The following is an 11,854-nucleotide window of genomic DNA, read 5'->3' on the forward strand; positions in this document are numbered from 1 at the left end:
CTGCGGCGGGGGTTTTTTTATGCCCCAAGCCCGCTGCCGTCCAGCGCAAGGTCGTATTTGGCAAGCCATTCTTCTACACTTTCCCCATCGACCAACACCACGAGAGAACGGTATGAGTGACAAGATCCCTATCGGCATCAGCGCCTGTTTACTGGGCGACGCGGTGCGTTTCGACGGTGGCCACAAGCGGCTGGCCTTCGCGGTGGAACAGTTGGCGCCCTATGTGCGCTTTGAGCCCGTTTGCCCGGAAATGGCGATCGGCCTGCCCACGCCGCGCCCGGCGCTGCGCCTGGTGAAACAGGCGCAGCCGTGGCCGGCGATGCGCTACAGCAACGACGCCGGCGTGGATCTGACCGAGGAGATGCGCAGTTTCTCCGCGCAGCGCGTGGCCGCGTTACAGCACCTGTGCGGTTACATCGTCTGCGCCAAGTCGCCGAGCTGCGGCCTGGAGCGGGTGCGGGTCTACAGCGAGAACGGCAAGGACTCGCGTAAAAACGGCGTCGGGCTGTTTACCGCCGAGCTGCTGCGCCAGATGCCGTGGCTGCCGGTGGAAGAGGATGGGCGTTTGCAGGATACGGCGCTGCGGGAAAACTTTATCGAGCGAGTGTACGCGCTGTATGAGTTGAACATGCTGTGGCGTCAGGGGCTGACCCGTGGCGGGCTGATCGCGTTTCACAGCCGCTACAAGCTGTCGCTGCTGGCGCATTCGCAGCCGGCGTACCGCGAACTGGGGCGTTTCGTCGCCGACATTCACCGCTGGGACTCGCTGGAAGACTTCGCTGTGGAGTACCGCAGCCGCCTGATGGCGCTGTTGGCGCACAAGGCGACGCGCCGCAACCATACCAACGTGCTGATGCACGTGCAGGGTTACTTCCGCCGCCAGCTCAGCGCGGCGCAGCGCCAGGAGCTGGCGCACCTGATCGACCGCTACCGGCAGGGCATGCAGCCGCTGCTGGCGCCGATCGCCTTGCTTAAGCATTACATGGCGGAATATCCCGACAGTTATTTGGCGGAACAACGCTATTTCGAACCTTATCCGGAGGCGCTGCGTTTGCGTTACGGCCATTGATTGACAAGGGAATTTTATGACCACGCATCTGGTCTGGTTGCGTAACGATCTGCGTATCACCGACAACAAAGCGCTGCACGCTGCCTGCAGCGATCCCAAAGCCCGGGTGCTGGCGGTGTTTATCGCCACCCCGCAGCAGTGGCGGGAACATGAGATGGCGCCGCGGCAGGCGGCGCTGATCCACGCCAGCCTGCGGGCGGTACAGCAGGCGCTGGCGCAAAAGGGCATTGCGCTGCATTGCCATGCCGGCACGGACTTTGCCGCGTCGATCGACTGGCTGGCGGAGTATTGCCGGCGAGAGCAGGTGGACGCGCTATTTTACAACCGCCAGTACGAACTGAATGAACGGCGACGCGATGCGCGGCTGGAGCAGCAGTTGAATGGACGGGTAACGTGCCACGGTTTTGATGACAGTCTGCTGTTGCCGCCGGGCAGCGTGCTAACCGGCGGCGGCGAGATGTACAAGGTTTATACGCCGTTTCGCAACGCCTTCATTCAGCGCCTGACTGAGTCCGACGTGAGCTGCCTGCCGGCGCCGAAGATCCGTGCCGATGGCGCGTTGCCTGCGCCTGAAGCGCCGGCGGCGTTCGATTATCCTGCGGCGGACATCGGGGATGATTATCCCGCCGGCGAGGAGGCCGCGCTGCAGCGGCTGCGCGCCTTTTGCCGTGAGCAGGTGCAGGATTACCTTCGGCAGCGCGATCTGCCCGCCATCGCCGGCACCAGCAGCCTGTCGCCCTATCTGGCGATCGGCGCGCTGTCGCCGCGCCAGTGTTTTAACCGCCTGCGCGCCGAATGCCCGCAGCTGCTGGAAGATCGCGAGAGCGGCGCTTTCGCCTGGCTGAACGAGCTGATTTGGCGCGAGTTCTACCGCCATCTGCTGGTGGCCTATCCCGAGCTGTGTCGCCATCGGCCGTTTATCGCCTGGACGGACAAGGTGAGCTGGTGCGATGACGCGGCGAAGCTGCAGGCCTGGCAGCGGGGCGAAACCGGCTATCCGATCGTTGATGCCGCCATGCGCCAACTGAATGCCACCGGCTGGATGCACAACCGGCTGCGCATGATCAGCGCCAGTTTTCTGGTGAAAGATCTGCTGATCGACTGGCGCGCCGGGGAGCGCTATTTCATGTCGCAATTGCTGGACGGGGATCTGGCGGCCAACAACGGCGGCTGGCAGTGGGCAGCCTCCACCGGCACCGACGCCGCGCCGTATTTCCGCATCTTCAACCCGACCACCCAGGGTGAACGTTTTGATCCACAAGGCACTTTCATCCGTAAATGGTTGCCGGAACTGGCGGATGTGCCCGACAATGACATCCATTACCCCCACCGCTGGGCGGAAAAGCAGCGCCGTACGCTGAACTACCCGCTGCCGATCGTCGATCACAAGCAAGCGCGTGTAGAGACGTTGGCGGCGTTCGAGGCGGCGAAACGGGGAGAGTCTTGAGGCAACTGCAAGGAGCGACGTAATGATGAAAAAGGTGCTGGCCCTGTGCCTGAGCGGCTATTCCGCGCTGGCGATCGCCGGCTTTGACGTGGTGGCGCTGGGCGTCGACGGCGGCGTCAGCGACGGCAACCTGACCTCTTATCTGATCCGCAGCGATAATCAGCCGCAGTATGTGGCGCTGGACGCCGGCTCGCTGCTGCCGGGCATCGCCAAAGGGCTGGAGAAGGGCAGTTTCCCGCAGGTGACCCCCGAGCTGGCCGCGCCTTACACGCCGCAGGGCTATGTGTTCCGGCAGTTGATCGGCGGCTATTTCATCAGCCACGGCCATCTGGACCACGTGGCGGGGCTGATCGTCGGCTCGCCCGAGGATAATAAAAAAACCGTTTACGCCCAGGCGGACACCGTGCTGACCCTGCGCAACCATTACTTCAACTGGAAGGCCTGGCCGAACTTTACCGACGCCGGCAACGGTTCGCGGCTGGGCACCTACCGGCTGCAAACGGTGCGGCCGCAGCAGCGCTTTACCCTCGGCCTGACCGGGTTGACCGGCGTGATGTACCCGCTCAGCCACGATCGCTACCCGTCGTCAATGCTGCTGATTTCCAACGGCAACGAGTTCTTCGCCTACTTCGGCGATACCGGGCCGGACAAGGTGGAGCAGTCGCGCGATCTCGATACCGTGTGGCGCGTGCTGGGGCCGCTTGTCGAGCAGAAAAAGCTCAAGGGCATGATTATCGAAACCTCTTACCCTAACGGGGTGGAGGACAAACATCTGTACGGCCATCTGACGCCGGCCTGGCTGCTGAAGGAGCTGAAGAACCTGACGCAGTACAGCGGCGGCGAAGGCTCGCTGAACGGTCTGCCGGTGGTGATCAGCCACATCAAACCGAGCCTGAAGCAGGGCGAAGACGCGCGCGCCGCCATTGCGCAGCAGCTGGCGCAGGGCAACGATCTGGGGGTGAAATTCATCCTGATGGCGCAGGGCGACCGGCAGACATTTTGACTATGAAGAGAGAAGAGAATGCGTAACCTCGATCTGGAACAACTGATCAACACGGAACTGAACGCCGCGGCGTTTCAGGACTATGCCCCCAATGGATTGCAGGTGGAAGGGCGCCCGCACGTGCAGCGCATCGTGACCGGCGTCACCGCCTGTCAGGCGCTGTTGGACGCCGCGGTGGCGCATCAGGCCGACGCGATCATCGTGCACCACGGCTATTTCTGGAAAAACGAGGCGCCGGCGGTGCGCGGCATGAAGCGCAACCGCCTGAAAACGCTGTTGACCCACGACATCAATCTGTACGGCTACCACTTGCCGCTGGACGCGCATCCGGTGCTGGGCAACAACGCGCAGCTGGCGCAGGCGCTGGGCATTCGGGTGATTGGCGACGTCGAGCCGCTGGTGCCGCACGGGGAATTCGAACAGCCGCTGACCGGCGAAGCGCTGCAACAGCGCATCGAAAGCCGACTGGGGCGCGCGGTGCTGCACTGCGGCGATAACGCGCCTGAGCATATTCGCCGAGTGGCCTGGTGCACCGGCGGCGGCCAGGGCTTTATCGACAGCGCGGCGCGCTTCGGCGTCGATGCTTTCATCAGCGGTGAAGTGTCTGAGCAGACCATTCACAGCGCGCGCGAAATGGGCGTGCATTTCTTTGCCGCCGGCCACCACGCGACCGAGCGCGGCGGCGTGAAAGCGCTGGGGGAATGGCTGGCTCAGCACCACGGTTTTGATGTGACCTTTATCGATATCCCGAATCCCGCCTGATTTTTTTCTACTTCGGATCCAGCCCGGCCTGCGCGCCGGCTGAATCCTTTTACCGCGCTATTTCCTTATTTTCCTTATGGTTGCGTTCTATTGACAGCCGGGGCTGCGTCACGCATAACTGGTATGTTTTTCAGCGCGATAATAATAAGGAGAATAAGGGTGCAACAAGCGCGTTATTACCTTTTAGGTGAAAGAGCGGTAGTGCTTGAACTGTCACCGCCGGTGACGTTGCCGAGCCAGCAGCGCATCTGGGCGCTGGCGGAAAAGCTGAATCACCATCCCGACGTGCGGGAAGTGGTGCCGGGAATGAACAACCTGACGCTGCTGTTGCATACGCCGCAGGCCGACGCCGAAGCGATGCTCGCGTTACTGCAGCAGGGGTGGGAAAGCAAAGAGCGCCTGACGCCGGAGTCGCGTCAGGTGGAGATCCCGGTTGTCTACGGCGGGGAACAGGGCCCTGATCTGGATGAGGTGGCGCGCCATACCGGCATGACGCCGCGACAGGTGGTGGAATGCCATGCGGCGGCGGCTTACGTGGTCTATTTTCTCGGCTTTCAGCCGGGCTTCTCCTATTTGGGCGGCATGCCGGAAAAACTGGCGACGCCGCGCCGCGCCGAACCGCGTCTGGCGGTGGCGGCCGGCTCCGTCGGTATCGGCGGCGGCCAGACCGGCATCTATCCGCTGGCGACGCCCGGCGGCTGGCAGCTGATCGGCCGCACGCCGCTGGCGCTGTTCAATCCGCATGAAATGCCGCCGACGCTGCTGCGCCCGGGCGATAACGTGCGCTTCGTGCCGCAGAAGGAGGGCGTATGCTGATTATTCTGCGTGCCGGCATCTATACCACGGTGCAGGATTTGGGCCGCGAGGGATTCCGCCGCCTGGGCATCAGCACCGGCGGGGCGCTGGATCAACCGGCGCTGAAGATCGCCAACCTGCTGGTGGGCAATGCGCCTGAGGCCGCCGGGCTGGAGATCACCCTTGGCCAGTTCAGCGCCGAGTTTACCCGCCCTGGCTGGATCGCCCTGACCGGCGCCGGCTGCGACGCGCAGCTGGACGGTAAGCCGCTGTGGACCGGCTGGCGCTACCCGGTGAAAAAGGGGCAGCGTCTGGTGCTGGGCACGCCGAAGCGCGGCATGCGCAGTTATCTCGCGATCGCCGGCGGTATCGCCGTGCCGGAAATGCTGGGCTCGCGCAGCACCGACATGAAAGCCGCTTTTGGCGGGTGCGAGGGGCGTAATCTGAAGGACGGCGATCGGTTGCCGCTGGGCAAATCCACCGCGCTGCCGCAAACCCGCTGTGGCGTGAAGCAGTTGCTGTTTACCAATCGCATCCGTGCGTTGCCGGGGCCGGAGTACGCCGAATTCAGCGAAGAGGCGCAAGATGCGTTTTGGCGCGCCGCCTGGCAGCTCAGCCCGCAGAGCAACCGCATGGGCTACCGTCTGCACGGCGGCACGCCGCTGGCACGCACCACCGACAGAGAGATGCTGTCGCACGGCCTGATGCCCGGCGTGGTGCAGGTGCCGCACAACGGCCAGCCGATCGTGCTGATGGCCGATGCGCAAACCACCGGCGGTTACCCGCGCATCGCCTGCGTGATCGAAGCCGATCTTTACCATTTGGCGCAGATCCGTCTCGGCGAACCGATCCATTTCGTTCTCTGTTCACTGGCCGAGGCGCAGCGCGCCAAGGCCGAGCAGGATCTTTTCCTTCGACAGATTGCCTGGGGGTTACATGCTCGTTGATTTGAACGCCGATCTCGGCGAAGGCTGCGCCAACGACCAGGCGCTGTTGCAATTGGTGAGTTCGGCCAACATCGCCTGCGGCTTCCACGCCGGCGATGCGCAGACCATGCGTCAGTCGGTGCGCTGGGCATTGCAGTACGGCGTGGCGATCGGCGCCCACCCGAGTTTTCCCGATCGGGAGAATTTCGGCCGCACTCGCATGCAGCTGCCGCCGGAAACGGTGTACGCGCAGGTGGTGTATCAGCTCGGGGCGCTGGCGGCCATCGCCCGCGCCGAGGGCGGGGTGATGGTGCACGTTAAGCCGCACGGCATGCTGTACAACCAGGCGGCGGTTGAGCCGGCGCTGGCGGAAGCCATCGCCCGGGCGGTGCAGGCGGTCGATCCGGCGCTGCGGCTGGTGGGGCTGGCCGGCAGCGAGCTGATCCGCGCCGGGCAACGGCTCGGTCTGACCACCCGGCAGGAGGTGTTCGCCGATCGCGGTTATCAGGCCGACGGCACGCTGGTGCCGCGCGGTTTGCCGGGGGCATTGATCGAGGATGACGAACAGGCGCTGGCGCAAACCCTGGAGATGGTGCGCCATCACCGGGTGCGCAGCGTCGATGGCGTTTGGACCGCCGTACAGGCGGAGACCGTCTGCCTGCACGGGGACGGCGAGCATGCGCTGGCGTATGCGCGCAAGCTGCGGGACAGTTTTGTTCAACAGGGCATCCGCGTCAGCGCAGAGCAGTAAAGCAAGACACAACATCACAAACAAAAAATTATTAGAAAATATCGAGGGAAGACTATGGAACAGGCCGTGAATCTCTGGCCACTGATCGGCATCGCCGCGATCGTGGTCGGGTTTGTATTGCGTTTCAATCCGGTGCTGGTGGTGATCGCCGCCGGCATCATCACCGGTCTGGCGGCGCTGATGCCGCTGGACGTCATTCTGGAAAAGCTCGGCGAGGGCTTTCTCAATACCCGAAACCTGCCGCTGATCCTGCTGCTGCCGCTGGCGGTGATCGGCCTGCTGGAACGTCACGGGCTGAAAGAGCGGGCGCAGGCGTGGATCGCCAAGATCAAAAGCGCCACCGCCGGCCGTTTGCTGATCGTGTACCTGTTCGTGCGCGAGATCACCGCGGCGATGGGGCTGACCAGCCTGGGCGGGCATCCGCAGATGGTGCGGCCGCTGCTGGCGCCGATGGCGGAAGGGGCGACGGAAAACCGCTACGGCGAGCTGCCGGAGCGTACCCGCCACCGCCTGCGCGCCATGTCGGCCGCTACCGACAACGTCGGGCTGTTCTTCGGCGAGGATATCTTCGTGGCCTTCGGTGCGATCATCTTCATGCATAACTTTATGCTGGAGTCCGGCGGCATTCAGACCGAGCCGCTGCATATCGCGCTGTGGGGCATTCCGACCGCCATTTTCGCTTTCCTGATCCACGCGTTCCGGCTGTATCGGATGGATAAACAGCTGAGCGCCGAGCTGGCGCAGCTGAATCAGGCGGCGCTGCAGGCGAAGGGGGAAGCGCGATGAACTTCCAGCAACAATACCTTTACTGGCTGGCCGGCGCGGTGCTGCTGATTGTGGCGGTGATGTCCTTGCGCGATCGCGCCAACCCGCGCCGCATCACCACCGGGCTGTTTTGGGGGCTGTACGGCCTGGTATTCCTGGTCGGCGACTGGACTTATCGCCTGCTGGGCGATGTACTGGGCGAGGGCAGTAACGAAAAACGCATGCTGCATATCATCGTTGGCGCGGTGGTGGTGGTGATGGCCCTGATTGCCGGCTTCGGCGGCGTGCGCCTCGGCAGCTATCACCAGCGGACGCCGCAGGAGCGCGAGGCGAGCGCCAAGCGCCTGGGCAACAAGCTGTTCATTCCCGCGCTGGCGATCCCGGTGGTGACGGTGGTCGGCGTGCTGCTGTTCAACAACGTGCCGGCGTTGCAAAACGCGGTATTCGGCAGCGGTAACCACGCGACGCTAATTACCCTGTTCTCGATGACCGTCGGCTGCCTGATCGGGTTGGCGATCGCGGTGACAATGACCCATGAGAAGGCGCTGCAGCCGATACAGGAAGCGCGGCGCCTGCTGGATTCGATCGGCTGGGCGTTCATTCTGCCGCAGATCCTCGCCACGCTGGGGCTGCTGTTTACCGTCGCCGGCGTCGGCACCGCGATCTCGCATTTGACCCAGGAATATCTGGCGGTCGATAACCGTTTTATCGCCGTGGCGGTCTACGCTATCGGTATGGCGGTGCTGACCATGGTGATGGGCAACGCCTTCGCCGCTTTCCCGATCGTTACCGCCGGCATCGGCATTCCGATCCTGGTGTTGCAGCACGGCGGCAACCCGGCGGTGATGGCGGCGATCGGCATGTTCTCCGGCTATTGCGGCACCCTGATGACGCCGATGGCGGCGAACTTCAACATTGTGCCGGCGGCGCTGCTGGAGTTGCCGGACAAGAATGCGGTGATCAAGGCGCAGGTGCCGACCGGCGTGCTGCTGCTGTTGGTTAACGTGTTCCTGCTGTATTTCCTGATGTTCCTGTAGGAGTAAGGATGCAAAAAGTATTGATTACCGGCTTCGAGCCGTTTGGCGGCGAGCGCCTCAATCCCTCCTGGGAAGTGGTGAAGCAGCTCAACGATATGGAACTGGTGGGCACGCGTATCGTGGCGCGCCAGTTGCCGTGCGTGTTCGGCGCCGCGCTGGAGGCGCTCAATGCGGCGATCGACGAGGTGCAGCCGGTGATGGTGCTGGCTATCGGCCAGGCCGGCGGCCGCACCGACATCACGATTGAACGGGTGGCGATCAACGTCGACGACGCGCGTATTCCCGACAATCAGGGGCAGCAGCCGGTGGATGAGCCGATCGTCGCCGGCGGTCCGGCGGCCTATTTCAGCACTTTGCCGATCAAAGCGATGGTGAGTTCGATGCGCGAGGCCGGCATTCCGGCCGCCGTTTCGCAGACTGCCGGCACCTACGTGTGCAACCATGTGATGTATGGGCTGCTGCACCGTTTGAGCGGCCAGCGCGAGGTGAAGGGCGGTTTTATCCATATCCCGTATCTGCCTGAGCAGGCGGCGGCGCACCCCGGCGCGCCGAGCATGGCGGCTTCGACGGTGCTGTTTGCGCTGGAGCTGGCCGTTTCCATCGCTTTGCAGGTGGAACACGATCTGAAAGTGGTGGGCGGCGCGACGCATTAATCAAGAGAATCCCCGGCGCATCGGGCTGCGCCGGGTCTACGCAAGGAGTGGTCTATGCCGGAAGGACCGGAGATCCGCCGGGCGGCGGACAAACTGGCGGCGGCGGTGATCGATCAGCCGCTGACCGCCGTCGATTTCGCTTTTCCCCAGTTGAAGCACTACCGCCAGCATTTGCTCGGCGAGCGCATCGTCGCCATCGAGCCGCGCGGCAAGGCGCTGTTGACCCACTTTTCCAATGGGCTGACGATGTACAGCCATAACCAGCTGTACGGCGTATGGAAAGTGGCGGCGGCAGGAGAGACGCCGGAGACCAAGCGCGATCTGCGGGTGCGGCTGGAAACCGCTCGCAGCGCAATATTGCTCTACAGCGCGTCCGACATCACCGTCGGGCCGCGCGAGGAGATAGAACAGCACCCGTTCCTGCAACGCATCGGCCCCGACGTGCTGGACATGTCGTTGACGGTGGATGAGGTGCAGGAGCGTTTGCTGACGCCGCGTTTTCGCCGCAGGCAGCTGGGCGGCATGCTGCTCGACCAGGCGTTTCTCGCCGGATTGGGCAATTATCTGCGCGCCGAAATTCTGTGGCAGGCCGAACTGGCGCCGCAGCACAAACCGCAGGATCTGGCGCCGGAAGCGCTTTGGCGTCTGGCGGAGGCGCTGCTGGCGGTGCCGCGTCTTTCCGCGGGCAGGCGGATGAGAACCGCCATCACGGCGCGCTGTTTCGCTTCAAGGTGTTTCATCGCAGCGGCGAGCCCTGTGAACGCTGCGGCGCGATGATTGTGCGCACCGACCTGTCGTCGCGGCCGTTTTATTGGTGCCCGGGCTGCCAGAAATAAGCAAAAAAAACGCCGCCCGAAGGGGCGGCGCTGTGCGGTTTCAGCCGGGGAAGCGGCTTACTTGGTTTTCAGCTGGGATTTGAAATCACGCTCGGCATAGCCGGTGTACAGCTGACGCGGACGGGCAATTTTGATGCCTTCGTCGTGCATTTCGTTCCAGTGCGCGATCCAGCCGATGGTGCGCGCGATGGCGAAGATCACGGTGAACATGGAAGAAGGAATGCCCATCGCCTTCAGGATGATGCCGGAGTAGAAGTCGACGTTCGGGTACAGTTTCTTCTCGATGAAGTACGGGTCGTTCAGCGCGATGTGCTCCAGCTCCATCGCCACCTGCAGCAGGTTGTCGTCCTTCTTGTTCAGCTCTTTCAGCACTTCGTGACAGGTCTCGCGCATCACGGTGGCGCGCGGATCGTAGTTCTTGTACACGCGGTGGCCGAAGCCCATCAGGCGGAAGGAGTCGTTCTTGTCCTTGGCGCGCTTGATGAATTCCGGAATGTGATCGACGGTCTTGATCTCTTCCAGCATTTTTAGCGCCGCTTCGTTGGCGCCGCCGTGCGCCGGCCCCCACAGGGAGGCGATGCCGGCCGCGATGCAGGCGAACGGGTTGGCGCCGGAAGAGCCGGCGGTGCGCACGGTCGAGGTAGAGGCGTTCTGCTCATGGTCGGCGTGCAGGATCAGGATGCGATCCATGGCGCGTTCCAATACCGGGTTCACCACGTACTCTTCGCACGGGGTGGCGAACATCATGTGCAGGAAGTTGCCGGCATAGGACAGATCGTTGCGCGGATAAACGAACGGCTGGCCCAGGGAGTATTTGTAGCACATCGCGGCCACGGTCGGCATTTTGGACAGCAGACGGAACGCGGTGATTTCACGGTGACGCTCGTTGTTGACGTCCAGCGCATCGTGGTAGAACGCCGCCAGCGCGCCGGTCACGCCGCACAGCACCGCCATCGGGTGCGAGTCGCGACGGAAGCCACGGAACAGATGGGTGATCTGGTCGTGGATCATGGTGTGACGGGTTACGGTCGTTTTGAAGGTCTCGAACTCTTCCGGCGTCGGGGTCTCGCCGTACAGCAGGATGTAGCACACTTCCAGGTAGGAAGATTCTTTCGCCAGCTGTTCGATAGGGAAGCCGCGGTGCAGCAGCACGCCTTTGTCGCCGTCGATGAAGGTAATCTTGGATTCGCAAGAAGCGGTGGAGGTAAAGCCGGGATCAAATGTGAAATAACCTTTGGAACCCAGAGCGCGGACATCGAGGACATCAGGGCCCAGTGTCGGTGTCAATACGCCCAGTTCGATCGGAGCTTCGCTGTCGTTAATGGTTAGCGTCGCTTTCTTATCAGTCATTTACTGTCTCCTTAGCGCCTTATTTTAAAAACCACTAACAACTGAAATACCTTAAATCTCTGCAGGTTGCCCGCAAAAAAATGGTGCGGACGCTAACTCTGTGAGCGACTGCGCAACTGTGCGCGGGTAGGGTACAGAGTGCTGACCAGGCGAACGAGACGGGTGACCAGTTGTTAACGATTCAGAGTAATTCGTTATAGTCTGTTAATCTTACCTATGAGCTGTTCGAAGAGATGTGAACCTATCCCAATAATCTGTTTTTATTTGCTTTATTTGCTTTTTGACGCCGGCAAAATCGAGCGGGAAACAACGGCTATTGGGATAGGTTCGTCAAATACACTGTTGCATAACTCGAACCCGGGGGGAAGTGTATCTGCTGACCCATAGCGCATCATAGGACCGTTTGTGCCCCTATATGTAATGGAAATGTTGATCTCTTGTCAAATCAGATAATTAATTT

Annotated in this window: 11 protein-coding genes and 1 pseudogene; 11 read left to right on the forward strand and 1 reads right to left on the reverse strand. The window is 62.4% G+C overall.

Annotated features, from left to right (window positions below):
* Window positions 1–112: 112 nt before the first annotated feature.
* The 11 genes and pseudogenes from ACJ8J1_RS11960 to nei all read left to right on the forward strand — a co-directional run bounded on the left by ACJ8J1_RS11960 (window position 113) and on the right by nei (window position 10,044).
* Window positions 113–1,069, forward strand: a complete 957-nt coding sequence (locus ACJ8J1_RS11960; protein ID WP_033642187.1) for a YbgA family protein — start codon at window positions 113–115, stop codon at window positions 1,067–1,069.
* A 16-nt stretch (window positions 1,070–1,085) separates the two neighbouring features.
* A complete protein-coding gene (gene phrB, locus ACJ8J1_RS11965) occupies window positions 1,086–2,516 on the forward strand; it encodes a deoxyribodipyrimidine photo-lyase (RefSeq protein ID WP_033642188.1) in 1,431 nt (476 codons plus the stop codon).
* A 22-nt stretch (window positions 2,517–2,538) separates the two neighbouring features.
* Window positions 2,539–3,519: an MBL fold metallo-hydrolase gene (locus ACJ8J1_RS11970; RefSeq protein ID WP_033642189.1), complete on the forward strand. Its 981-nt coding sequence runs from the start codon at window positions 2,539–2,541 to the stop codon at window positions 3,517–3,519.
* Window positions 3,520–3,537: 18 nt separating this feature from the next.
* The gene (locus ACJ8J1_RS11975; RefSeq protein ID WP_016928738.1) at window positions 3,538–4,281 is read left to right on the forward strand and encodes a type 2 GTP cyclohydrolase I; all 744 of its coding nucleotides are present in this window, start codon (window positions 3,538–3,540) and stop codon (window positions 4,279–4,281) included.
* A gap of 159 nt (window positions 4,282–4,440) precedes the next feature.
* Complete coding sequence (gene pxpB / locus ACJ8J1_RS11980) at window positions 4,441–5,097, forward strand: 5-oxoprolinase subunit PxpB (protein ID WP_071991635.1); 657 nt, start codon at window positions 4,441–4,443, stop codon at window positions 5,095–5,097.
* Window positions 5,091–6,023: a 5-oxoprolinase subunit PxpC gene (gene pxpC / locus ACJ8J1_RS11985; RefSeq protein ID WP_033642191.1), complete on the forward strand. Its 933-nt coding sequence runs from the start codon at window positions 5,091–5,093 to the stop codon at window positions 6,021–6,023. Before pxpB ends, pxpC begins: the two co-directional genes overlap by 7 nt.
* The gene (pxpA, locus tag ACJ8J1_RS11990; protein WP_033642192.1) at window positions 6,013–6,753 is read left to right on the forward strand and encodes a 5-oxoprolinase subunit PxpA; all 741 of its coding nucleotides are present in this window, start codon (window positions 6,013–6,015) and stop codon (window positions 6,751–6,753) included. The genes pxpC and pxpA overlap by 11 nt, the downstream gene beginning before the upstream one ends.
* Window positions 6,754–6,807: 54 nt before the next feature.
* Complete coding sequence (locus tag ACJ8J1_RS11995; protein WP_016928734.1) at window positions 6,808–7,539, forward strand: DUF969 domain-containing protein; 732 nt, start codon at window positions 6,808–6,810, stop codon at window positions 7,537–7,539.
* Entirely contained in the window at window positions 7,536–8,555 is a 1,020-nt protein-coding gene (locus tag ACJ8J1_RS12000) for a DUF979 domain-containing protein (RefSeq protein WP_033642193.1), read from the forward strand. The genes ACJ8J1_RS11995 and ACJ8J1_RS12000 overlap by 4 nt, the downstream gene beginning before the upstream one ends.
* A gap of 8 nt (window positions 8,556–8,563) precedes the next feature.
* Window positions 8,564–9,208, forward strand: a complete 645-nt coding sequence (gene pcp / locus ACJ8J1_RS12005) for a pyroglutamyl-peptidase I (RefSeq protein ID WP_016928732.1) — start codon at window positions 8,564–8,566, stop codon at window positions 9,206–9,208.
* Between the two features lie 54 nt (window positions 9,209–9,262).
* Window positions 9,263–10,044 (forward strand): annotated as a pseudogene (gene nei, locus ACJ8J1_RS12010) (endonuclease VIII).
* Between the two features lie 57 nt (window positions 10,045–10,101).
* Here the strand turns inward: nei and ACJ8J1_RS12015 are convergent.
* Entirely contained in the window at window positions 10,102–11,394 is a 1,293-nt protein-coding gene (locus ACJ8J1_RS12015) for a citrate synthase (protein ID WP_033642196.1), read from the reverse strand.
* Window positions 11,395–11,854 lie beyond the last annotated feature (460 nt).

The organism is Serratia sp. CY37869, assembly GCF_052168895.1.
Lineage (GTDB): Bacteria > Pseudomonadota > Gammaproteobacteria > Enterobacterales > Enterobacteriaceae > Serratia > Serratia ureilytica.